This window comes from Aestuariivirga litoralis, assembly GCF_015714715.1.
Taxonomy (GTDB): domain Bacteria; phylum Pseudomonadota; class Alphaproteobacteria; order Rhizobiales; family Aestuariivirgaceae; genus Aestuariivirga; species Aestuariivirga litoralis_A.
This window is the reverse complement of record NZ_WAHS01000002.1, coordinates 761,519-782,133: the sequence shown is the minus strand read 5'-3', so window position 1 is coordinate 782,133 and position 20,615 is coordinate 761,519. Positions and strand designations below refer to the sequence as shown.

The 20,615-nt window shown below is 58.1% G+C and carries 25 protein-coding genes and 2 tRNA genes; 14 read left to right on the top strand and 13 right to left on the bottom strand.

The genetic code is table 11. The features are described from left to right. Positions 1–4 precede the first annotated feature (4 nt). Genes F8B91_RS15625 through F8B91_RS15605 form a run of 5 tightly spaced genes read right to left on the bottom strand, consistent with a single transcriptional unit; the run spans position 5 to position 2,617 of the window. Positions 5–364, bottom strand: coding sequence for a gamma-butyrobetaine hydroxylase-like domain-containing protein (locus F8B91_RS15625; RefSeq protein ID WP_196504770.1), 360 nt, complete (start codon positions 362–364; stop codon positions 5–7). Next, positions 357–545 (bottom strand): Trm112 family protein, encoded by a 189-nt coding sequence (locus F8B91_RS15620; protein ID WP_196504769.1) that lies wholly within the window; start codon positions 543–545, stop codon positions 357–359. Before F8B91_RS15620 ends, F8B91_RS15625 begins: the two co-directional genes overlap by 8 nt. Further along, complete coding sequence (locus tag F8B91_RS15615; protein ID WP_196504768.1) at positions 545–1,204, bottom strand: LON peptidase substrate-binding domain-containing protein; 660 nt, start codon at positions 1,202–1,204, stop codon at positions 545–547. The genes F8B91_RS15620 and F8B91_RS15615 overlap by 1 nt, the downstream gene beginning before the upstream one ends. Next, the gene (gene trxA / locus F8B91_RS15610) at positions 1,204–2,112 is read right to left on the bottom strand and encodes a thioredoxin (protein WP_196504767.1); all 909 of its coding nucleotides are present in this window, start codon (positions 2,110–2,112) and stop codon (positions 1,204–1,206) included. The genes F8B91_RS15615 and trxA overlap by 1 nt, the downstream gene beginning before the upstream one ends. A 4-nt stretch (positions 2,113–2,116) precedes the next feature. Continuing rightward, on the bottom strand, positions 2,117–2,617 hold the full coding sequence (locus F8B91_RS15605) for a prolyl-tRNA synthetase associated domain-containing protein (protein ID WP_196504766.1): 501 nt from the start codon (positions 2,615–2,617) through the stop codon (positions 2,117–2,119). 114 nt (positions 2,618–2,731) lie between these two features. Here F8B91_RS15605 and F8B91_RS15600 point away from each other — a divergent pair. The 8 genes from F8B91_RS15600 to phoB all read left to right on the top strand — a co-directional run bounded on the left by F8B91_RS15600 (position 2,732) and on the right by phoB (position 10,018). Beyond that, a tRNA-Gly gene (locus F8B91_RS15600) sits at positions 2,732–2,806 on the top strand. 37 nt (positions 2,807–2,843) lie between these two features. Beyond that, positions 2,844–3,854 (top strand): ATP-binding protein, encoded by a 1,011-nt coding sequence (locus tag F8B91_RS15595; RefSeq protein ID WP_196504765.1) that lies wholly within the window; start codon positions 2,844–2,846, stop codon positions 3,852–3,854. Positions 3,855–3,961: 107 nt separating this feature from the next. Then, positions 3,962–4,999, top strand: a complete 1,038-nt coding sequence (locus F8B91_RS15590) for a substrate-binding domain-containing protein (protein WP_196504764.1) — start codon at positions 3,962–3,964, stop codon at positions 4,997–4,999. 124 nt (positions 5,000–5,123) lie between these two features. Continuing rightward, complete coding sequence (gene pstC, locus F8B91_RS15585; RefSeq protein WP_196504763.1) at positions 5,124–6,287, top strand: phosphate ABC transporter permease subunit PstC; 1,164 nt, start codon at positions 5,124–5,126, stop codon at positions 6,285–6,287. Continuing rightward, positions 6,280–7,767 (top strand): phosphate ABC transporter permease PstA, encoded by a 1,488-nt coding sequence (gene pstA, locus F8B91_RS15580; RefSeq protein WP_196504762.1) that lies wholly within the window; start codon positions 6,280–6,282, stop codon positions 7,765–7,767. Before pstC ends, pstA begins: the two co-directional genes overlap by 8 nt. Before the next feature lie 5 nt (positions 7,768–7,772). Next, entirely contained in the window at positions 7,773–8,591 is an 819-nt protein-coding gene (gene pstB / locus F8B91_RS15575; protein ID WP_196504761.1) for a phosphate ABC transporter ATP-binding protein PstB, read from the top strand. An 11-nt stretch (positions 8,592–8,602) separates the two neighbouring features. Continuing rightward, a complete protein-coding gene (phoU, locus tag F8B91_RS15570) occupies positions 8,603–9,310 on the top strand; it encodes a phosphate signaling complex protein PhoU (protein ID WP_196504760.1) in 708 nt (235 codons plus the stop codon). A 12-nt stretch (positions 9,311–9,322) separates the two neighbouring features. Beyond that, positions 9,323–10,018, top strand: a complete 696-nt coding sequence (phoB, locus tag F8B91_RS15565) for a phosphate regulon transcriptional regulator PhoB (protein ID WP_196504759.1) — start codon at positions 9,323–9,325, stop codon at positions 10,016–10,018. A gap of 3 nt (positions 10,019–10,021) precedes the next feature. Here the strand turns inward: phoB and F8B91_RS15560 are convergent, their stop codons facing one another. From F8B91_RS15560 to purH, 3 genes are read right to left on the bottom strand one after another with little or no spacing between them, the layout of a single operon-like run. Beyond that, positions 10,022–10,486: a hypothetical protein gene (locus F8B91_RS15560; RefSeq protein ID WP_196504758.1), complete on the bottom strand. Its 465-nt coding sequence runs from the start codon at positions 10,484–10,486 to the stop codon at positions 10,022–10,024. After that, positions 10,483–11,415, bottom strand: a complete 933-nt coding sequence (locus F8B91_RS15555) for a branched-chain amino acid ABC transporter permease (protein WP_196504757.1) — start codon at positions 11,413–11,415, stop codon at positions 10,483–10,485. Before F8B91_RS15555 ends, F8B91_RS15560 begins: the two co-directional genes overlap by 4 nt. Continuing rightward, complete coding sequence (purH, locus tag F8B91_RS15550; RefSeq protein ID WP_196504756.1) at positions 11,416–12,966, bottom strand: bifunctional phosphoribosylaminoimidazolecarboxamide formyltransferase/IMP cyclohydrolase; 1,551 nt, start codon at positions 12,964–12,966, stop codon at positions 11,416–11,418. Between the two features lie 71 nt (positions 12,967–13,037). Between purH and F8B91_RS15545 the strand changes: the two genes are divergently transcribed. Continuing rightward, positions 13,038–13,208, top strand: coding sequence for a DUF1674 domain-containing protein (locus tag F8B91_RS15545; protein ID WP_196504755.1), 171 nt, complete (start codon positions 13,038–13,040; stop codon positions 13,206–13,208). On the opposite strand, the gene gluQRS is transcribed toward F8B91_RS15545, so the two are convergent. After that, positions 13,205–13,963: a tRNA glutamyl-Q(34) synthetase GluQRS gene (gene gluQRS, locus F8B91_RS15540; RefSeq protein WP_196504754.1), complete on the bottom strand. Its 759-nt coding sequence runs from the start codon at positions 13,961–13,963 to the stop codon at positions 13,205–13,207. The two genes, F8B91_RS15545 and gluQRS, sit on opposite strands and share 4 nt — an antisense overlap. A gap of 46 nt (positions 13,964–14,009) precedes the next feature. Between gluQRS and F8B91_RS15535 the strand changes: the two genes are divergently transcribed. Both F8B91_RS15535 and F8B91_RS15530 read left to right on the top strand, forming a co-directional pair. Further along, positions 14,010–14,645, top strand: coding sequence for a DNA-3-methyladenine glycosylase family protein (locus F8B91_RS15535; RefSeq protein WP_196504753.1), 636 nt, complete (start codon positions 14,010–14,012; stop codon positions 14,643–14,645). Between the two features lie 84 nt (positions 14,646–14,729). Next, on the top strand, positions 14,730–15,290 hold the full coding sequence (locus tag F8B91_RS15530) for an HNH endonuclease (RefSeq protein ID WP_196504752.1): 561 nt from the start codon (positions 14,730–14,732) through the stop codon (positions 15,288–15,290). A gap of 7 nt (positions 15,291–15,297) precedes the next feature. Here F8B91_RS15530 and F8B91_RS15525 read toward each other — a convergent pair whose 3' ends face one another. The 3 genes from F8B91_RS15525 to arfB are packed head-to-tail and all read right to left on the bottom strand — an operon-like array spanning position 15,298 to position 16,794. Further along, on the bottom strand, positions 15,298–15,759 hold the full coding sequence (locus tag F8B91_RS15525; RefSeq protein ID WP_246715290.1) for a disulfide bond formation protein B: 462 nt from the start codon (positions 15,757–15,759) through the stop codon (positions 15,298–15,300). Continuing rightward, a complete protein-coding gene (locus tag F8B91_RS15520) occupies positions 15,753–16,361 on the bottom strand; it encodes a YqaA family protein (protein ID WP_196504751.1) in 609 nt (202 codons plus the stop codon). The genes F8B91_RS15525 and F8B91_RS15520 overlap by 7 nt, the downstream gene beginning before the upstream one ends. Positions 16,362–16,374: 13 nt before the next feature. Continuing rightward, positions 16,375–16,794 (bottom strand): alternative ribosome rescue aminoacyl-tRNA hydrolase ArfB, encoded by a 420-nt coding sequence (gene arfB / locus F8B91_RS15515; protein ID WP_196504750.1) that lies wholly within the window; start codon positions 16,792–16,794, stop codon positions 16,375–16,377. 64 nt (positions 16,795–16,858) lie between these two features. On the opposite strand from arfB, the gene F8B91_RS15510 reads away from it, so the two are divergent. The 3 genes from F8B91_RS15510 (at position 16,859) to F8B91_RS15500 (ending at position 19,067) form a co-directional block, all read left to right on the top strand. Beyond that, positions 16,859–16,942, top strand: a tRNA-Leu gene (locus tag F8B91_RS15510). Positions 16,943–17,041: 99 nt separating this feature from the next. Continuing rightward, on the top strand, positions 17,042–18,739 hold the full coding sequence (locus F8B91_RS15505; protein WP_196504749.1) for a tyrosine-type recombinase/integrase: 1,698 nt from the start codon (positions 17,042–17,044) through the stop codon (positions 18,737–18,739). Beyond that, complete coding sequence (locus tag F8B91_RS15500) at positions 18,726–19,067, top strand: hypothetical protein (RefSeq protein WP_196504748.1); 342 nt, start codon at positions 18,726–18,728, stop codon at positions 19,065–19,067. The genes F8B91_RS15505 and F8B91_RS15500 overlap by 14 nt, the downstream gene beginning before the upstream one ends. A 170-nt stretch (positions 19,068–19,237) precedes the next feature. Here the strand turns inward: F8B91_RS15500 and F8B91_RS15495 are convergent, their stop codons facing one another. Then, complete coding sequence (locus F8B91_RS15495; protein WP_196504747.1) at positions 19,238–20,305, bottom strand: AAA family ATPase; 1,068 nt, start codon at positions 20,303–20,305, stop codon at positions 19,238–19,240. Positions 20,306–20,615 lie beyond the last annotated feature (310 nt).

Here is a 20,615-nt window from a genome sequence, read left to right as displayed (position 1 = left end):
TTCGTCACGGCTCGCGGGTGCGGCCTTCTTCTTTCAGCTTCTCAAGATACGTGGCCCAAATCTCATCCTGTTCGCGCCCCAGTTTTTCCAGATAGGTCCAGGTGAAAAGGCCTGTCGAATGGCCGTCGGAGAATTTGAGGCGAGCGGCGTAATTGCCGATGGGTTCTACGCCGGTGATGCTCACCAGCTGCTTGCCGAAGACTAACGTCTCCTGGCCGGGGCCGTGGCCCTTCACTTCAGCACTGGGGCTTTCGACGCGCAGCAGTTCGGCTGCGATCTCATAGGACGTGCCGCCTTCGAAGGTGATGCGTAATGTGCGGCCCTGGTCCTTGACCTTGAGCTCGCTGGGCCAAAGCTCAGTCATCGCTCAATTCGCGCGCTTCGCCGGCCAGCATGATCGGGATGCCGTCGCGGATCGGATAGGCAAGGCCGGCGACCTTGGAGACCAGTTCCTGTTTTTCCGCATCGTAAGTGAGCCTGGTCTTAGTGACCGGGCAGACCAGGATTTCCAGCAGCTTCGGATCGGTCTTGCGGGGCTCTTGCATTACTGCATCCGCGTCGTGTTGCCGGCGAGCGAGCGTTTCAGCGCCAACTCGGTGAGTGCCACCAAAACTTCGGCGCGCGATTTGAGGTCGGGCGCTTCCAGCAGAGCCTGTTTCTCACGCGGCGGATAGGGCGCCATCAACGACAGCGTGTTGACCAGGATCTCCGTGCCCACTTCATTCACCTCTTTCCAGTCGGTGGTCATGTTGTTGGCTTCGAGATATTGGCGGAAGGCTTCCAGCAATTGCGCGCGGTTCACGCTGGGTGCACCAGTGCCAATCACCAGATCGGCAGCGAAGGGTTTGTAATCCACTTGCGCCTGGCGGAATGGCGTTTCAACTTTCACTTCGCGCTTGAGCTTGAAGCGGCAGATACCGGTCATCACGATCTGCAGGCGGCCGTCATCGGTTTCCATGTAGGAGGTGATGCGGCCAGCGCAGCCCACTTTTTCAAGCTTGGGTTTGTCTGACTCATCATCTTCTTCTGGCTGTATCAGCCCGATGATGCGGTCTCCCGCCATCGCCTGTTCCACCATGGCCAGATAGCGTTGTTCAAAAATACTCAAGGGCAAATCGGTGCGGGGCAGCAGGAGGGCGCCCGACAAGGGAAAGAGCGGGATCTGCGCCGGCAAATCGCTAGTGAGTTTGTAGCGTCCTGGCATCAGGAGAACAGCACCGAGGATAATTTGCGGCGGCCTGCCAGAGTGGCTTCATCCTTCGGGCCCCAGGCTTCGAAATAGGAGACAAGCTGTTTTCGCGCGCCATCATCCTTGAAAGTCCGGTCCTTCTTGATGACGTAAATCAGCTGATCAGTGGCACCGGCGCGATCGCCCGAGCCATTGAGCAGATTGGATAACTCCAGACGCGATTCATAATCATTGGGATTGGCTGCGATGGCAGCCTCGAGTTTTGCGAGGCCCGATGTATCGACCGGATTCAACAGCAGATCGAGTGCGGCCTTGGCGCTGACGATGTTGGAATCAGTTTGCTTGTCGGCGGGTGAGGCGGCGAGCGTGGCCTTGGCTTCTTCGAGAAGATTCAACTCCATCTCGGCACGCGCCTTCAGGGCATAGGCTTCGACGGTGGTCGGTTCGACTTCCAGAACTTGCGAGGCGATATCGGCCGCGCCTTCGAAATCCTTGGCGGTGAAGGCATCACGGGCCATTTGCAGCGCACCTTCGATTTGTTCGGCGCGGTTGCCCATGCTGCTGAGGCGCTGGACGAATTGGCGGATCTGGCTTTCGGGCTGGGCGCCCATGAAACCATCCACCGGGCGGCCATCAACGAAAGCGAAAACTGCGGGGATCGATTGCACGCGCAATTGCTTGGCAAATTCGGGGTTCTGGTCGATGTCTACCTTGACCAGCTTCACCTTGCCCTTGGCTTCACGCACCACCTTTTCAATGGCCGGTCCAAGCGTCTTACAGGGGCCGCACCAGGGCGCCCAGAAATCCACGATCACGGGTTGGGATTTCGAAGCCTCGATAACATCCGCCATGAAGTTTTGGTCAGAAGAATCCTTGATCAGGTCCTGGGCGGGGGCGTTTACGGAAAGTGTGTCCATGGTCATCGATTTAAGCCGGTTCGCTCACGGCAACAATCCTTGGATTGTGGCCAGTGGCACGGATGAATTTTTGCAGATCGTCAGCAGAGATGGTCGTGGTCGCGTCATTCTTCAAGGGATGATAGTTCAGCTTGGCGTGGCGCATCATCGCCTCGTCGAGAATGACATTGGTCAGCGCGGCCTTGTCATTGATCAGGCCGAAGGGGGTGACGGAGCCCGGCTCAACGCCCAGAATCTCCATCAGCAATTCGGGTTTGCCGAAAGTGAGACGCTTGGAGCCGATCTTGTCCTTGGCGGCCTTCAGATCAATCTTGGCATCTTCCAGCGCCACGATGAGCCAGAGCGCGCCCTTCTCATCCTTGCAGAACAGGTTCTTGCAATGACCGCCTTCCATGCCGTCATGGACCTTGCGGGCCTCCTCGACAGTGAAAACCGGGATGTGTTCGGTGGTGGTGGTTTTGATGCCCTGCTGGTCAAACAGAGCAAAGAGATCCTGGCGTGTAGCGGGCATGAAAGAGGCTATCTCAGAAGGTTAACTTCAAAAAGAAACTCGCTATTGCATTTATGGGGGAGTTGGGCAATAAGCCAGCCGTCCGGCGGATATTTCCCGCTGCCGGAACGCTAAGCGGGCGTAGCTCAGGGGTAGAGCATAACCTTGCCAAGGTTAGGGTCGGGCGTTCGATTCGCCTCGCCCGCTCCAATTTTCCAGACATCCCGTCTGTGAGGCCACTTTCCATATGACACCGGCCAATCTGATCAATGCATTGCCGGATGGCGCCTTGATCATCGGGCCCGATGGCAATGTGCTGGCCGCCAATGAGGCAGCCAAGGAAGCCCTGGGGCTTGATCTCAAGGGCCTGCCAGTCAAATCCGTGTTGCGGCATGCTGCTTTTCACAGTGGCGTGGCCGAAGTGCGTGAGACCGGATCACCTGTTCATATCGATCTCGACATGCAGAGCCGGCCACCGCGCCAGTTCAATGCACATATTGCGCCGGTAGATGATGTGGGCACGGTGCTTGTCGTGCTGCGCGACCTGACGCGCGAACAGCGCATTGAGCGGATGCGTTCGGACTTTGTGGCCAATGCCAGCCATGAAATGCGAACACCACTGGCGGCGATCATTGGCACGATTGAGACGCTGCAGGGCCCGGCCAAGAATGATGCCAAAGCGCGTGAAAAATTCTTCGACACGATGCTGACCCAGGCGCGGCGCATGAAGCGGCTGATCGATGATCTGCTGACCTTGAGCCGCATCGAGCTCAATGAGCATTTGCGGCCCAATGCGAAAGTCGATCTGGTGGATGTGGCGCGTCAGGCCAAGAGCAATCTGGTTTCGCTGATTGCTGAAACCAATGTGGAAGTGAATCTCACCGGCACGAAATCCACCATCGTCGCTGGTGACGCCGATGAGCTTTTGCAGGTGACGCAGAACCTGCTTGAGAACGCCATCAAATATGGTGCCGCCGGCGGCAAGGTCGATGTGACTTGTATTGCCGAAGCCGGCTTCGGCAGCCTTGCGGTCAAGGATTATGGGCGCGGCATTGCGGAAAACCATATTCCGCGCCTGACCGAGCGGTTTTACCGCGTCTCCACCCAGGAAAGCCGGGCCCGTGGTGGCACTGGGCTGGGGCTGGCCATCGTCAAGCACATTATATCTCGCCACCGGGGCAAGCTTGATATTGCGTCCAAGCTGGGCGAGGGCTCCACTTTCCGTATTTCAATTCCGCTTTACTCCAGAACGACTTAGACTGTCATATTGGCGTCATTTGATTGTCGCACAACCCTCATGCAGGGCGTCTAATCGCCATTTCGTCAAACACGAAATCAAGCGTCATAAATGACATGGAGAATTGCATGACACGTTTCCTTCTCGCCGTATCGGCCCTGGCCCTTGCTGCCACGCCGGTCCTGGCCGGTGACCAAATCCGCGTGACCGGTTCGGGCACGGTTTATCCTTTCACCGCCTCGGTCGCCGAAGCCTTCGGCAAGGCCACCGGCAAGAAGACCCCGGTTGTGGAAGCCACGGGTTCAGGCCCCGGCATCAAGCTGTTCTGCTCGGGCGCTGGCGATGACACCCCGGATTTCGTTGACAGCTCGCGCGCGATCAAGAAGGACGAACTCGCCACCTGCATCAAGAATGGCGTGAAGGACGTTGCCCAGCTCACCATCGGTTATGACGGCATTGCGCTCGCCGGTGCCAAGGCTGGCACTGACCTCAGCGTAACCAAGCAGCAGCTTTTCATGGCGATGGCCAAGCAGGTTCCTGACAAGGACGGCAAGCTGATCGACAACCCCTACAAGATGTGGTCGGACATTGACCCGTCGCTGCCGAAGACCAAGATCACCATTCTCAGCCATCCCGCCACTTCGGGCACCCGTTCTTCGATCGAAGACCTGGTTCTGAAGCCTGGCGCCCAGTCGATCGCCAGCCTCAAGGAACTTGAAGGCAAGGATGCCAAGGCATTCGAAGGCGTGTTCAAGACGCTGCGTACCGATGGCGGCTTTGTTGAAGCCGGCGAAAACGACAATGCGATCATCCAGAAGCTGGAAGCTGACCCGACCGTGCTGGCCCTCTTCGGCTATTCCAACGTCGCGCTGAACGGCTCCAAGATCAAGGCCGCCAAGGTTGAAGGCGAAGCGCCGTCGGTGGAAGCCGTGCAGAATGGCAAGTACAAGCTGTCGCGTCCGCTCTTCGTTTATGTGAAGAAGGACCACATGGCCGCGACCCCTGACATGGCTGCCTTCATTGCTGAATACATGTCGGCCAAGGCCATCGGTGACGAAGGCTATCTGGCTGACAAGGGCCTCATTCCGCTGCCGGCCGATGTGCTGAAGAAGGAAATGGACAACGCCAAGACCCTGACCGCCTTGAAGGTTGAAGACCTCAAGTAAGTCATCCCCGATTGGAGCGCGTTCTGAACAACGCGCTCCGAAACAGGGGTGGTTGCCCGCGGATGTACCGGGCCCTCCCCTGTAGCTCTTTCTCTCCCGTTTTCCGTTTTGGAATATCGCAGACATGATTTTCCTCGTCGCATTGATCCTGTTTTCCTCGCTGTCCTATGTGATGGCGAAACGGCGCGCCGTTGCCATTGCATCGGGTGCCAATGTACGGCTTCTCTCGCGAGCGAGTTTTCATGGTTTGATGGCGGGCTTCGTGACGCTGCTGGCCGGCCTCATTGCCTATTTCGGTTCCATGCTGCTGCTGCCGCATGTCACGATTTATGTGGGTGCAGGTGTTGCCATTGTTGCCGCCGCTCTCTGCTTTCTGGCGGTCTCGCAGAAACTGCCGGCACGGCAGATTTCCGAAGGCATTGTTCTTGCCCTTTTGATCCTGGCTTCGGCCATCGCCATTTTCACCACCGTGGGCATCGTGGCCTCGGTGCTGGCGGAAAGCTTCCGCTTCTTCAGCCAGGTGTCGATCTGGTCGTTCCTGTTCGGCACCGAATGGGCGCCTACTGCCCCGGTGCCTTCCTTTGGTTTCATCCCGCTGCTGGTCGGCACGCTGCTGATCACGCTGATCGCTATTATCGTCGCTGCACCCATCGGTCTCCTGTCTGCCATTTACATGGCTGAATATTCCAACGCCCGCACCCGCCAGATCGCCAAGCCGCTGCTTGAGCTGCTGGCCGGTGTGCCCACTGTTGTGCTCGGTTTCTTTGCGGCGCTGACGGTAGCACCCTATGTCAAGGGTCTGGGCGAGAGCCTTGGGCTGTCGGTTTCCTCCGAGTCCGCTCTCGCTGCTGGCCTGGTGATGGGCATGATGATCGTGCCGCTGATTTCATCCCTGTCTGATGACGTGATCAACGCCGTACCACAGGCCATGCGTGATGGGTCCTATGCCATGGGCGCCACAAAATCGGAGACCATCCGCAAGGTGGTGCTGCCAGCGGCCTTGCCCGGCATTGTATCAGCCTTCATTCTCGCCATTTCGCGCGCCATTGGTGAAACCATGATCGTGGTGATGGCTGCCGGCTTGGCGCCCAACCTCACGTTCAATCCCTTCGCGGCGGTGACCACGGTGACTGTGCAGATTTCCGCCATGCTGGTCGGCGACCAGGAATTTGACTCGGCCAAGACGCTTTCTGCCTTCGCGCTGGGTCTGACGCTTTTCGTCATCACGCTGGCCTTGAACATCATCGCCCTTCGTGTGGTGCGCAAATACAAGGAACAATATGCCTGAGCTTGTAAGCAAAAGCGCCGTCGCCCTTACCCGGAAGCGCTATCGCACCGAACGGATTTTCCGTGGCCTTTGCCTCGGGGCCATTGTGTTCACCGCCGTGTTCCTGGTTTTTCTGATCACCAATATGGCGATCAAGGCCATTCCGGCGCTGACCATGAATGTCGTGCAGCTTGAGCTGAAGGTTGATCCTGAGAAAGTGGATGCGGCCAATGTTTCAGCGGGCGACTTCCCGGGCATCGTGCGCGCCGCGATGTTGGAGCAGTTTCCGCAAGTCACCGAGAAGCCTGCCCGCAAGAAGCTGGCACAGCTGATTTCGGGTGCGGTAGCTGATCACCTGCAGCGCCAGGTGACCAATGATCCTTCGCTGATTGGCAAGACGGTCACGGTTGAAGCGCCGCTTTCGGCAGATGCCGACATGTTCCTCAAGGGCCAGCAGACTGATATTACGCGGCCCGCCGCAACCATGCCCCTCGATGTGAAGCAGGATGGCGATGCCTATGTGCTTTCTGCCCCTGGCTTCAATTTCACCAAGGACCAGATCATCCTGGCCCTGCCTGCCTCCTTTCATGTGACGGAAGCTGGTTCTGGCACGGCCAAGGCTCAAGCACTTGATGCGCCGGCTGGCCCTGCCACCATCGAAACGGGCAAGTGGAGCGCATACAGCGTGACCGATGGCGAAGATTCACGCCGCACGTCGAACAAGGAAGCCGCCTGGCTGGAAACCCTGCGTGAGCAGGGCAAGCTGAAATCGGCTTTCAACTGGCCCTTCTTCACCAATGGCGACAGCCGCGCACCTGAACAGGCCGGCCTGCGTGGAGCCTTCATGGGTTCGCTGTTCACGATATTCATCACGCTCTTGACGTCGCTGCCCCTGGGTGTGGCTGCGGCACTCTATCTGGAAGAATTCGCCAAGAAGAATCGCTTCACCGACCTGATCGAAGTAAACATCAATAATCTGGCGGCGGTGCCTTCGATCATATTCGGCCTGCTGGGCCTTTCAATCTTCCTCAATATGTTTGGGCTGCCGCGGTCTTCGCCGCTGGTGGGCGGCCTAGTGCTGGCGCTTCTGGTTCTGCCCACGATCATCATTGCATCGCGTGCCGCACTGCGTTCCGTGCCGCCTTCCATCAAGGAAGCAGCTTTGGGTGTGGGCGCCTCGCACCAGCAGGCGGTGTTCCATCACATGTTGCCGCTGGCCATTCCCGGCATCCTGACAGGCACCATTCTGGGCATTGCGCGTGCGCTGGGTGAAACCGCTCCTCTCTTGATGATCGGCATGATCGCCTTCATCGCCGACGTTCCGGGCCGTATCACGGAAGCGGCCACGGTTCTTCCGGTCCAGATCTATCTCTGGTCAGCTTTGCCGGAAGCGGCCTTCCGCTCACGCACGGCGCTCGCCATCATCTGCCTGATGGTGGTGCTCCTCTGCTTCAATGCCCTGGCCATCTGGCTGCGCAACAAATTCGAAAGACGGTGGTAAGTCACATGAACGAACACGCATTCAAAACAGTTTTCACACCTTCGCCGCCCAAGATCGTGGCGGAAAATCCGGCCAAGATCGTGGCCAAGGATGTGAATGTCTATTATGGCGAGAAACACGCCATCAAGCATCTGTCGATCACGCTGCCCGACAAGGCCGTGTCGGCTTTCATCGGACCTTCGGGTTGTGGCAAGTCCACCTTCCTGCGTTCGCTGAACCGGATGAATGATACCATTCCGTCGTGCCGCGTGACCGGCGACATCGAGATCGATGGCAACGATATCTATGACCGTTCGCTTGATGTAGTTGATCTGCGCGCGCGTGTCGGCATGGTGTTCCAGAAGCCCAATCCGTTTCCGAAGTCGATCTTCGAAAACGTGGCTTATGGCCCCCGCATCCACGGCCTGGCCAAGGACAAGACCGAGCTTGAACGCATCGTCACTGAAAGCCTGCAGCGCGCTTCGCTGTGGGAAGAAGTGAAGGACCGTTTGCATGCACCGGGCACCGGCCTCTCAGGTGGCCAGCAGCAGCGCCTGTGCATCGCACGAGCGATTGCCGTGAACCCCGAAGTGGTGTTGATGGACGAGCCCTGCTCAGCGCTGGACCCGATCGCCACAGCCCGCATCGAAGAGCTGATCACCGAACTGAAGAAAAACTTTTGCATCGTGATCGTGACCCATTCGATGCAGCAGGCCGCCCGCGTGTCTGACCTTACGGCCTTCTTCCATCTCGGCATCCTTGTCGAAGTGGGCGACACCGACGAACTTTTCACCTCGCCGCAAGAAAAGCGGACGCATGACTACATTACTGGCCGCTTCGGCTAAGGAGATCATCTATGTCTGACCATATTCTCAAAGCCTATGATGATGATCTTGCCGCGCTGAAATCGATGCTGTCCGAGATGGGCGGCCTCTGCGAAGAGCAGCTGCAGCACGCCATGACGGCCCTCGTCAAGCGTGACACCAAGCTGGCTGACAGCGTGATCGGTGGCGATGACAAGATTGATGCGATGGAAGTGGCCATTGAAGAACGCGCGGTGGTGACCATTGCCAAACGCCAGCCGATGGCACGCGACCTGCGCAACATCATGGTGGCGATCCGCATCGCATCTGACCTTGAACGTATTGGTGACCTTGCCAAGAACGTGGCCAAGCGCGCCCATGCCGTGAATGAGCGCATGCCGCGCAGCCTGTCTTCGGGTGTGGAACGCATGGGCCAGCTTTCGCAGGCTCAGCTCAAGCTGGTGCTGGATGCCTTTGCTGCCAATGACGCCGAGAAGGCTCTCGAAGTCTGGCGCCATGACGAGGACATCGACGCGCTGTACAATTCGATCTTCCGCGAACTTCTCACTTATATGATGGAAGACCCACGGATGATTGGCGCCTGCACGCATCTGCTGTTTGCGACCAAGAATATCGAACGCATCGGCGATCACGCCACCAATATTGCCGAGAACATCTATTACCTGGTGCATGGAAAGCCGCTGCGGGACGAGCGCCCGAAGAAGGACAAGACCAGCATCACGCCGTTCGACGGCAAGTAGACTGGAACTTCGATGAGCGCATATATCCTGATTGTTGAAGACGAAGCGGCGATTCACCAGCTTCTCGCCTACAATCTTGAATCCGAAGGTTTCCGCACCAAGGTGGTGGAGACCGGCGAGGACGTGCATCCGGCATTGACCGAAGAGATGCCTGATCTCGTGCTGCTCGACTGGATGCTGCCTGGTTTGTCCGGCATTGAAGTCTGCCGGATGATCCGCTCCAAACCGGAAACCCAGAAGTTGCCGGTGATCATGCTCACCGCGCGCGGCGAAGAAACCGAGCGGGTGCGTGGCCTTGCCACCGGGGCTGATGATTATGTGATCAAGCCTTTCTCAGTGCCGGAAGTGATGGCGCGCATCAGGTCCATCTTGCGCCGAGTGAAGCCGGAAGCTGTATCGGAGACGTTGCTCTCCGGCGATATCACGCTGGACCGGATCAAAAAGCGCGTCTCACGCGGGCAGCGCGATATCGCACTGTCGCCCACCGAATTCCGGCTGCTGGAATATCTCATGCAGTCACCGGGCCGGGTTTATTCACGTGCGCAATTGCTCGATCGAGTCTGGGGCAATGATAATTTCGTCGATGAGCGCACGGTGGATGTGCATGTCGGCCGCTTGCGCAAGAATCTCTCGCGTGGACGCGAGCTTGACCCGATCCGCACGGTGCGGGGGTCGGGCTATGCCTTTGATGAGCGGTTTGGCCGCTAGGCTCTACTTGATATTCTGAAAATTCGGCGTGAAGGCCAAGTCATCAACCAGCGGCTTGTCCGGCAATGTCGATTGGTCCACATCGGAATGGAAGGCCGTTTCCTCGCGGTCGATCTCGGCACCGCTCTTGTCGCGCAGGAGCAGGCTGACTTTGTATTCGCCGCCTTTCTTGATGTTGAACAGCTTTTGCGATTGCAGGCGGTAAGTGAGTTTGCCTTCCATCGATGGCAGTGTCACGCTTTCGCGCGTCTGGGTGCCGGGAATGTCAAACTGGGCTTCCACAATGCTGCCGGCAGGCAGCGGCGAAACCTGCTGAGCGATCACCACCATCGACATTTCGGAAACACGATAGTTGAACTGGAGGCCGCCGCCGGCGATCTTGAGATAGGATTTCGGCCCGCTGTCAAAACAGCCGGTGAGCAGCGCCATTGACGAAATCAGTAGTGATGAAATCACAATCTTTTTCATGCTTCACTCTCCCGCCTTGTGGCGTCTCCACCTAAGCCCTCCGGCTTCAGCAGCAGGATCACAATGATGGTGCTGAACACGCCCACATCGCGGTAAGCCGAACCGAAGGACCCCGACCATAGCACTTCCAGGACGGCAAGAGAAATGGCTCCCATGGCTGCCCCCCGCACATTGCCGAAGCCCCCGACCACAGCGGCAAACATGGCTTTGAAACCCAGCATGATGCCCACCGAGAAATTGGTGCCGCCATAGGTGATGGCCGTCATCCAGCCAGAAACTGAAGATAAAGCCGCACCCAGCACAAAGGTGCCGGCGATGATGGCTTGTGAATTGACGCCGCAGAGCATGGCCAGTGTTGCATCCTGCGAACATGCCGCCCAGGAGCGGCCAAACTGGGTATATTTGATGATGAGTGCGGTGCCTGCCACCGAGACCAGTGAGATCGCAATGGCAAAAGTGCTGTTGGCATTGAGGTTGACGGGATAGGCACCGGTGACCAGCTTCGTGGTCATTCCGGCGAAGAGCGGCGGGATCCAGATGTCGCCGCTGCCGGTGCTGATGCGCATCAGCTCTTCCAGCGCGATGGAAAACCCAATCGCGGCGATCATGAAGGCCAGTGCCGAGCCCTTTATCATTGGTGCGAAGACGCCACGCGCGGCGGTGAAGCCAAGTGCGCCCGCACAGGCCATGGCGACGACCAGCGAGATCAATGCCGCCGTCAAATCACTGTCGCCCTGCAGCATGCGGCCGAAGCAAGTATAGACGGCGGCGAATGAGCCGAACATGGCCAGATCACCGAACGACAAAAAGACGCGCCGCGTGATTGACTGGATCAGCGCAAAGGCCACGGCGAGGGGCAAGTAAAAGGCAGACAGCTGCAGGGCGTTCAAAGCCTGCTGCAGAATGTAAGCTGCCTGAGAGCCCAGCATTTAGTGCCTGAAATGCCGGATCGAGGTGAAGACCATGGCGAGGCCGCGTTCATCGGCGGCCTTGATCACTTCATCATCGCGCATGCCGCCGCCGGGCTGGATGATCGCGGTGGCGCCTGCATCGGCAGCAGCGAGCAATCCATCGGGGAAGGGGAAAAAGGCATCTGATGCGAGGGCCGAGCCCTTCAGCGAGAGCTTTGCATCTTCGGCTTTGCGGGCGGCGATGCGGGTTGAATCGATGCGCGACATCTGGCCGGCGCCGATGCCGATGGTGGCGCCGTCCTTCACGAAAACGATGGCGTTGGATTTCACATGCTTGGCCACGCGGAAGGCGAAGGTGAGGTCTTCCAGCTCCTGTGCGCTGGGCGCGCGCTTGGTGACGGTCTTGAGTTCCATCTGGGCAATGCTGGCCTGATCAGGCGTTTGCACCAGAAGGCCGCCGGCGATGGATTTGACCATGGGGAGTTCTGCCGCTGCGGCGTGGAGTGTGGGCAGAAGCAGCAGACGCAGGTTTTTCTTGGCCGCGATGATTTGCAGTGCTGCTTCATCAGCTTCAGGTGCGATGATCACTTCAGTGAAGAGTTTGGAAATTTCTTCGGCGGTTGGGCCATCGAGCTTGCGATTCAACGCAATGATGCCACCGAAGGCAGAAGTGGAATCGCAGGCCAGCGCCTTTTTGTAGGCCGCCGCCAGATCAGCACCGGTGGCAACTCCACAAGGGTTGGCGTGTTTGACGATCACGCAGGCGGGCTTCCCCGCCGGGAATTCGCGCAGCGCCTCAAGTGCGGCATCGGCATCATTGATGTTGTTGTAGGACAGTTCCTTGCCCTGGATTTGCCTGGCATCGAGAATGCCGGTGCGCCGGTCGCCGGATTTGTAGGCAGCGGCCTTTTGATGCGGGTTTTCGCCGTAGCGCAGGCTTTGCGCCAGTCTGCCGCCAATGGCGAAGAAATCCGGCGCTTCGATTTTGTTGGCGTGGTTGAACCAGTTGGCGATAGCGGCATCGTAGCTCGCTGTGCGGGCATAGGCCTTGGCGGCGAGGCGCTTTCGGGTGGCGAGTTGGGTGTTGCCGTCCGCCGCGATTTCCTGCAGCACTGCGGCGTAGTCCTTCGGGTCCACGATCACGGTGACGGAGGCGTGATTCTTGGCGGCGGCGCGGATCATAGCGGGGCCACCAATGTCGATATTCTCGATCATTTCATCTTCGGCGGCACCGCGCGCCAGGGTTTCCTCGAAGGGGTAAAGATTGACGACGAGGAGATCGATATTTTCGATGTCGTTATCCTTGCGGGCCTGTTCATGGGTGGCGAGGCCGCGCACCGAAAGAAGGCCGCCATGGATTTTCGGATGGAGCGTCTTCACACGCCCATCCATGATTTCGGGAAAGCCGGTCACGGCGGAGACATCGTTCACCTTGAGGCCCGCATCTTTCAGCGCCTTCGAAGTGCCGCCGGTGGAGATCAGGTCAACACCCTTGGCGCTCAGTGCTTTGGCGAAATCGATCAGCCCGGTTTTATCTGAGACGGACAGCAAAGCGCGGGTGATGGGCATTCAGTTCTCCTTGGGAAGTCGCTTACGGCAATCGCTCTGGCAAGAAAACCCGAATTTGCTAATGTGGGCGCATGGCTGAAAAACCCATTCCCGATGCCGCCAAGCGGGCGCTGGCCGAGGCTGAAGCCCGGCGCAAGGCGGCTGCAGCGAAAACCCTGCCGCCTGAAGAAGGCGGGCCGAAGGGCCCTGAGCCCACACGCTTTGGCGATTGGGAGAAGAAAGGCATTGCTTCGGACTTCTAGAAGCCCAGCAGCTTTCTGACATCCTGTGGCGTGGCCCCCTCCGCCCGCATATCGGCCAGCGATCTGTCCTCGGCGGATTTTGAAAGCTTGCGCCCCGTCTGGTGACGGATGAGGTCGTGGTGCTGATAAATGGGGTGGGGCAGGCCGAGTAGAGTTTGCAGTAGAAGGTGAATGGAGGTGGCCTGTTCCATGTCGGCACCGCGCACAACATGGGTCGCGCCCTGTAGCGCGTCGTCCACGACAACGCTCAAGTGATAGCTGGTGCCGATGTCCTTGCGGGCGAGGATCACATCGCCCCAAATGGAAGCGGCGCTGGCTCCGGTTTTGGCCACATCCAGGCGCAAGGCGGCTGGTCCTGTACCCTGTCCATGCATCCTGCAGTGGCCATCATAGAGCGGCTGGCCATCGGGATCGCGAGGCGCGTCTTTGAGACGTGCGAGATCGCTGCGCGTGCAGGTGCAGGGATAGAGCAGGCCCATCGCATCCAGCTTCGCCAAGGCGGCGCGGTAATCATCCATGTGCTGTGATTGACGACGGGGATTTGGCTCAAAGGCAATGCCCAGCCACGCCAGATCATCGATGCAATGCTGCACCAAGGTTTCGGTGCAGCGGGTGGTGTCGATATCTTCGATGCGCAGCAGCAACGTCCCGCCAGCCTCGCGCGCCAGTTTCTCATTCAGCAAAGCCGAATAGGCATGGCCCAGATGCAGGCGGCCATTGGGGCTGGGGGCGAAGCGGAAAACCGGCGGGTTCATGAATTCATTTGCGCAAATTGGAGGCCAGTGGTCAATCTCAGGCGCAATGTCGCGCTATACAAATATCGCTGAACTGGAAGAGGCCATTGCGGTGTTGATCGCGCTGGAGCCGCGCTTTGCACCAGTGCATCAGACGCATGGCACACCATCCTTGCGGCAGGTTCCGGCCAGCCTTGAAACCCTGTTGATCATCGTGACCGAGCAATTCCTGTCGCTGAAAGCTGCAGCCGCGATCTGGGCGCGGCTGAAGGACAGGATCGGTGATGTGACGCCAGAGAATGTTTTGGCCGTTCCGGTTCCGCAATTGGTGGCGTTGGGGCTTTCCAACAACAAGGCCAAATGTTTCCATGCCTGCGCAGCGGCTCGCTTTGATTATGACGAGCTGATGCAGCGTGACCTGATGGAGATCCGCCAGGCGCTGCTGTCCATCTGGGGCATTGGCCCTTGGACGGCTGATATTTTCCTGCTTTCGGCGGCCAATCATGCCGATGCCTGGCCGGCGGGCGATGTGGCTTTGCAGGCGGCGGCGCAGCATCTGTTTCGCTTCCGCAAGCGGCCTGATGTGAAGCGGATGGAGAAGATTGCCCAGAAATGGCGGCCGCACCGGGCGGCGGCGGCCAGGCTTTTATGGGCGCATTATAGAGGCATAAAAGCCATGCCACAGGCCCCTTCACAGAACTGATACAGCGGATTAGTATCTCCCTCGTGAGCGTGACTGCTTCGGCCTGGCAAACCTGATGTTTCACGTTAAGGAGACGAGGTTTGAGTGCATTACGCATCTTTCCAACCTGAGGCCTGCCCGGCCCTAGTCCTCAACGCCGATTTCCGGCCCTTGAGTTACTATCCCTTGTCGCTCTGGTCCTGGCAGGACACGATCAAGGCCGTGTTCCTCGACCGGGTGAACATCGTTTCGGAATATGAAACGGTGATCCACAGCCCGAATGCCGAGTTCCGCCTGCCTTCGGTGGTGTCGCTGAAAACCTATGTGAAGCCATCGCGCAATCCGGCCTTCACCCGGTTCAATGTGTTCCTGCGCGACCGGTTTGAATGCCAATATTGCGGCTCACCGGATGATCTGACCTTTGACCATGTGATCCCGCGCTCCAAGGGCGGGCAGACCACGTGGGAAAATGTGGTGACGGCGTGTTCACCCTGCAATTTGACCAAGGGCGGCTATATGCCCAAGGAAGCGCGGATGTTCCCGGCCCAGTGGCCCAAAGCCCCGACGGTGAACCAGCTGCACAGCAATGGGCGGTTATTTCCGCCGAATTATTTGCATCAGAGCTGGATGGATTATCTGTACTGGGATGCGGAACTGGATCCGTAAGAGGCGCTTATCGTGCCCTGCTGAAAGCAATGTAACTGGTGATCGCTGACACAACAGCATTCCAGCCAGCCAGTGACAGGCCCAGAATGCGGATGGCGGGTTGATCACACATCACTGCTTTTTTGGTGAGATCGGGCAGGCCGGTCAATTCGCCACCACCGGTGCAGGCTGTCGGGCCTTGCCAGAATTTCCATTCCACACCGGCATGGAAGATGCCGAAAATGCAGCTGCCCAGCATGATGAGGCCCAGCAGGATGAGCCCAATGCGCATCATTCGTGGATTGTCTCTGCCAATGAGCAGGAACAACAGGCTCAAAGGCACGGCAGCATAATAGGCATAGCGCTGTGCGAGACAGAGTTCACACGGCGGATAGCCGGCAAACTGAAAACCCCATGCCCCCAGAATGGTCGCCAGTGTGATGGCAAAAACCAGGCCCATGGCCTGGTTGGGGGTTAGTGATTTCAGCATGCGAGACTTCCGGAATGTGAGAGGAATTTGAGGGCGAAATAACCGACAATTAAAATAGCCGCGATCACGCCAACAATAAGGCCAAGCCGCTTCTCGATAAAATGGCGGATGGTTTCACCGTAACGGCGCAGCGCCCAAGCGAGCGCGAAGAAGCGGGCACCGCGGGCGATGACGCAGGACACCAGGAAGAACACAAAACTGATCTGTGCCACGCCGGCCAGAATGGTGACGATCTTGATCGGCGGAATATGAGCGAGGCCCGAAGTGGTGAGCAGCAGCAGCAAGGTCTGGTCGCTGGTGCAGGCTTTCAGGTGTTCGAAACTGTCTAACTTGCCGTAAAATTCCAGCACCGGCTTGGCGACGGTTTCAAAGGCGAAATAGCCCAGCGCGTAGCCGAGGATGCCGCCGATCACCGAACCCACGGTCGCCACCAAAGCATAGCGATAGGCCCGTTCCGGCCGCGCCAGCGCCATGGGCAGATAGAGCACATCGGCGGGCACCAAGAAGAACGAGCTTTCGACAATGGCAATCACACCAAGCCAGACTTCGGCGGATTTGCGGGCGGCAAGACTGAGCACCCAGTCATAAAGTTTTTTCAGCATTTCAGGTTCGGTCTCAATCCATGTTGATTTTCTTGTTGCGCAGTTTTTTGGTGCGGCCGTCTTTCTGCTTTCCGTCCAGGCGCTTCAGCTTGGAGGAATAAGTCGGCTTTGTCGCACGGCGCTTCTTGGGGCGGATCAGGGATTTGCGCAAGAGCTCGACAAGACGCTCCTGCGCGAGCGCCCGGTTGCGTTCCTGGGAACGAGTCTCCTGCACCTGCAGTACCAGCACCTTGTCCAGGGTCATCAAGCGGCCTGCCAGCGTCTGAAGGCGGGCAAAGGCATCTTCGGGCAGGCCGGCCTTGGTAGCGTCATAGCGCAGCTCGACTGCGGTGGAGACCTTGTTGACATTCTGCCCGCCGGGCCCTGAGGCGCGGATGAATGTTTCCTCAATGTCCTTTTCGTCGATGAAGAAGGAATCAGTGATGCGGATCATAAGATTTGTTAAAAAGCTTTCGGGTTGACGGCGCAAGGCCTTCCGCATTAGACACCGCAACCTGGCCCTTGTGGTGGAATGGTAGACGCGGCGGACTCAAAATCCGCTATCGCAAGATGTGGGGGTTCGAGTCCCTCCAAGGGCACCAACACGCAACCAACTAGTTGCACACCAACGATATTCAGTTTGATCAGCCATTTAGCGACCGCCGCTGGTACGAAACACTGGTACAAAAGGCGGTCGAGCAATGGGCGTTGTAGTGCGGCATCTGGGTGCGGTTGACGGGCGGTGGAAGTATCGGAGAACGGTGAAGGCTGAGCTTCGTCCATTCATCGCCGGAGGCATCAAAGAGTTCGTCCGATCATTCGGTCCCGTGCTCACCAAGAACCCTCCACCCGAAGTATTGAGCAGGGCGGTTGCCGCCGCAGAGGTGTTCGAAAAACTCCTAGCCGATGCAGAAGCCCGCAAGACACTAGCCGACAAGCAGGCGGCAGGCGTCTATGACTCTATCACACCTGCATTCGCTGCCCACGTTATCGCTGATCTACGCGCGAGACTCTATGCCACGGATGAGCAGGAGCGGTTTGATCCTCAGCACTTGGCGCTGTTCGGGCGGCTTGCTCAATCCTTTGAACCGCGTCCGCCCAGTATTGGCATAACACCATCTGAGTCTTCTCCCTCACAGGGCGCGGCCACGCGTAAAGAGATATTGGAACACGTCCTAGCCGCACTCCGGGAAGCCTACGGCATTGGTGTTGTTCCGTCAGGCATCCGAGACACGGTCAAGGAGCTTTGCGCAACGCGAGGGCTCAATGTGGACACTTCGAGCCCCGCCTTCCACGCGTTGACCGTCGAATACCTTAAGCTGTTGATCGAAGGCTACGAGGCAGGCGCTGCGCGGTACGCGGGTAAAGTGATCAGCAATCCTCCAGCACCGCCGCCGTTTGCTCCTTCGGCATTGAAATCTCCGTCCGTGGTTTCCCTGACGGCGCTTGTTGAGGAATGGTGGAAGCGGGCGAAAGCGGGCGGCAAGTCCTTTAGCACTTATGAAGCGCGAAAGCGGACAGTGCGGCAGCTTGTAGAGTTCCTTGGGCATGACGATGCGGGCAGGGTCACGAAGCGGGACATCGTGAGGTTTAGGGACTACCGCATTTTGGAAAAGGGCATCAACCCTCTCACCGTAAAGGATGGAGATTTACCCTCGATCAGTGGTCTGTATAGCTGGGCCGTCGACGAGGAATTGTTGCCGTTCAACCCTACAAAAGGGGTCAAAGTCCCCGCTAAGGAGAGGGCAGACAATCGTGCCCGTGATCCAGGCTTTTCCGATGAAGAAGCAATTGCCCTTCTTCGCCACGCTTCAACTCACGAACCGGCACAGCGCGAAAGCGCTCACCGAGCGGCTTCAAAGAAATGGGTTCACTGGCTGTGTGCCTACACGGGCGCGAGGGTGGGTGAGATGGTCCAGCTTCGAGGACAAGACGTGGTTCAAAAGGACGGGCATTGGATTGTTGTCATCACACCGGATGCGGGCACGGTGAAGCGTGGCAAATATCGTGAGGTGCCGCTTCATCCGCACCTGATCGAGATGGGCTTTCCTGAGTTCGCAAAGGCAAGCGGCGCGGGCTACCTGTTCACGGCCCCCAAAAGCCTCAGTGAGACAGACTTACGCAGCAGTCGGCGCACGGCGAAGAACCGCTTGTCTGACTTTGCGCGAAAGGCCATCAAGGACAGTCGTGTTGCTCCTAACCACGGCTGGCGTCATCGGTTTGAAACCCTATCGCGCGGGGTTGTTGGCCTCCATCCCGCAGTATCAGACAAGATAACGGGGAGGAAACCCGCAGGCGAAAGTGCTAACTACGGCTTCATTTCCATACCAGACATGGCCGCTGCTATCGCTAAGTTCCCCCGCATTGACATTGATGGAGTTCCCCGTGCCGAAAAATAATGAGAGTTCGGCGCAGCAAAGCCGCCGCTTGCTTGGTCCCTACTGGCCTTGGCCGGGAAGCGACCGCGATCCTGCGCTCATCGGAACCCGGATGGCATGGATGTTTGGCGGCATGTTGGTGTTGTCGCTGTTGATCGACAGTTCCCCCTCAGATGTAATGAGCCCGACAAAGCGATTGGTTGAGTCGCTTGGGATTGTGATGCTGATTGGCTGGTTTCTGTTCAAACGCCACACCGAGAAAAAACAGGAAGCCGCGTGGCGTAAGTTCGCAGAGGCAGACCCTGAAGGTTATAAGAAGGCTATGGATGAGGCGTTTGGAAGGGCGTGAACGCTCCTGAAATTCCATGCGGCCAAAGGGGATTGTTGAAACCCTTTAACCGCATGAAATCTCGGTATATTCTGCTCTAATTTCAGATTTCAGTGCCTATTAAGTAATGAAACGTGAAATCTCTCAGCCTTCGGAGCGAAGCTCCTCAAGCCTTCGCGTATTGGCGTGGGTTAGAAGTCGGCGTGTCCGCTGCGGGGAACGTACCCGGTACCGCTCTCTTTGGCAGCGTCGAGATATGCCCGCCATTCCTCCGCCCCAATGCGCCTGTCCGCGATGGCCTTCGTCTTAAGACGGGTGAGTGTGGGTTCACTCATCCCGAGTGCCGCCGCAAGCTCTTTCTGAGTGCTGCAGCGTCCCTCCTTCAGCATGGCGATGACGCGGTGTGCCTCTTCGCTTTCTGACAACTCATATTCCCACTTGAGCCGGGGCTCCCCGCCTTCGCTTTCTGCGGGCACCTCAACCAACTGCGCCTTCTTTCCTCTCGTTGCATCGTTTCGAATGCTGCGGAACTTGGTCCACTCCATATCGAATGACGCGCGGTGGGCTTGGCTAAGCGTCTCCGGTTGCTTCAATCCGAGGATAACCTCGAAGGTGGTGGCAATCTTGGAGGAGCCGCGATACTTGTCCCCGCCCTTCGCGCTGTGGTGGACTAGGATGCAGCCAATCCCTGCTTGCTTCATGGTCATCAGGAACCGCAACACGGGGTCCATTGACGAAGAGCTGTTCTCGTCTTCCAAGGTTGCAAGCGTGGAGAAGTTGTCGAGGATCACGAGGTCGGCCTTCCACGCCATCGCTCGGTCAAGCACTGTCTTCTGCCCTTCCTCTTCCCCGAGGTCAGGGAACTTGGTTTCGAGACGCTGTGCCTGTCGCGCAATGATGCAGATATTCTGCCGCGCCTTAGCCGGGTCACAGCCCTCAATGGTGGGGATCAGCATGCGGAGTCTGTCGGCCAAGTCGGCCTCGTTCATCTCGCCGTCGATGATCAACACGCGCCTGCCGCCTGTCCCGCTCAGTCCCAACACTTTGCCGCCGCCTGCAACAGCAACAGCAAATGAGAGGGCTAGCATGGTCTTACCCACGCCGGGCGCTGCCCAGAGCATCATGCTCTCTCCTTGCTTCAGTACAGGTTCTATGAGGTAGTCGCGCTTGGGAAACTGTTTATTGAGAAGCTCATCGAGCGACAGGGCTTGCAGGGGGTAAGCGGCCTGCGGGGATTTCGGGTTAATATGAATGTTCATGTGACTCCTTTGGATTGAATGTGATGGCAGGCGCACAGCGGAACCGTGCGCTGCCTTGGCGTAATGGTGGTTTGACACGCGGGGCTAACGGCTGAGGGCAAACTCAGGTATCGGGGTGCGCTTGGCCCTTGGCCTTGGTCCGTTCTTGAACAACTCGGTCCACGCTGCGCGAAGTGCTGCGCTCATCGGGTACTCTTCCGCCTTCCGATAGTTCGGTGCCCTGATCTCGGTGGCCCCTGTGCGCTGGGTTAACAACAGCCGCACAAGTCTCCAGAGCTTGGACTCCTCTTCGGAACACTCCCTGCCTATG

Bases quoted from the DNA above. Each gene is read 5' to 3' on its own strand.
- F8B91_RS15625 (WP_196504770.1), bottom strand. From the start codon at position 364: ATGACTGAGCTTTGGCCCAGCGAGCTCAAGGTCAAGGACCAGGGCCGC.
- F8B91_RS15620 (WP_196504769.1), bottom strand. From the start codon at position 545: ATGCAAGAGCCCCGCAAGACCGATCCGAAGCTGCTGGAAATCCTGGTC.
- F8B91_RS15615 (WP_196504768.1), bottom strand. From the start codon at position 1,204: ATGCCAGGACGCTACAAACTCACTAGCGATTTGCCGGCGCAGATCCCG.
- trxA (WP_196504767.1), bottom strand. From the start codon at position 2,112: ATGACCATGGACACACTTTCCGTAAACGCCCCCGCCCAGGACCTGATC.
- F8B91_RS15605 (WP_196504766.1), bottom strand. From the start codon at position 2,617: ATGCCCGCTACACGCCAGGATCTCTTTGCTCTGTTTGACCAGCAGGGC.
- F8B91_RS15595 (WP_196504765.1), top strand. From the start codon at position 2,844: ATGACACCGGCCAATCTGATCAATGCATTGCCGGATGGCGCCTTGATC.
- F8B91_RS15590 (WP_196504764.1), top strand. From the start codon at position 3,962: ATGACACGTTTCCTTCTCGCCGTATCGGCCCTGGCCCTTGCTGCCACG.
- pstC (WP_196504763.1), top strand. From the start codon at position 5,124: ATGATTTTCCTCGTCGCATTGATCCTGTTTTCCTCGCTGTCCTATGTG.
- pstA (WP_196504762.1), top strand. From the start codon at position 6,280: ATGCCTGAGCTTGTAAGCAAAAGCGCCGTCGCCCTTACCCGGAAGCGC.
- pstB (WP_196504761.1), top strand. From the start codon at position 7,773: ATGAACGAACACGCATTCAAAACAGTTTTCACACCTTCGCCGCCCAAG.
- phoU (WP_196504760.1), top strand. From the start codon at position 8,603: ATGTCTGACCATATTCTCAAAGCCTATGATGATGATCTTGCCGCGCTG.
- phoB (WP_196504759.1), top strand. From the start codon at position 9,323: ATGAGCGCATATATCCTGATTGTTGAAGACGAAGCGGCGATTCACCAG.
- F8B91_RS15560 (WP_196504758.1), bottom strand. From the start codon at position 10,486: ATGAAAAAGATTGTGATTTCATCACTACTGATTTCGTCAATGGCGCTG.
- F8B91_RS15555 (WP_196504757.1), bottom strand. From the start codon at position 11,415: ATGCTGGGCTCTCAGGCAGCTTACATTCTGCAGCAGGCTTTGAACGCC.
- purH (WP_196504756.1), bottom strand. From the start codon at position 12,966: ATGCCCATCACCCGCGCTTTGCTGTCCGTCTCAGATAAAACCGGGCTG.
- F8B91_RS15545 (WP_196504755.1), top strand. From the start codon at position 13,038: ATGGCTGAAAAACCCATTCCCGATGCCGCCAAGCGGGCGCTGGCCGAG.
- gluQRS (WP_196504754.1), bottom strand. From the start codon at position 13,963: ATGAACCCGCCGGTTTTCCGCTTCGCCCCCAGCCCCAATGGCCGCCTG.
- F8B91_RS15535 (WP_196504753.1), top strand. From the start codon at position 14,010: ATGTCGCGCTATACAAATATCGCTGAACTGGAAGAGGCCATTGCGGTG.
- F8B91_RS15525 (WP_246715290.1), bottom strand. From the start codon at position 15,759: ATGCTGAAATCACTAACCCCCAACCAGGCCATGGGCCTGGTTTTTGCC.
- F8B91_RS15520 (WP_196504751.1), bottom strand. From the start codon at position 16,361: ATGCTGAAAAAACTTTATGACTGGGTGCTCAGTCTTGCCGCCCGCAAA.
- arfB (WP_196504750.1), bottom strand. From the start codon at position 16,794: ATGATCCGCATCACTGATTCCTTCTTCATCGACGAAAAGGACATTGAG.
- F8B91_RS15505 (WP_196504749.1), top strand. From the start codon at position 17,042: ATGGGCGTTGTAGTGCGGCATCTGGGTGCGGTTGACGGGCGGTGGAAG.
- F8B91_RS15495 (WP_196504747.1), bottom strand. From the start codon at position 20,305: ATGAACATTCATATTAACCCGAAATCCCCGCAGGCCGCTTACCCCCTG.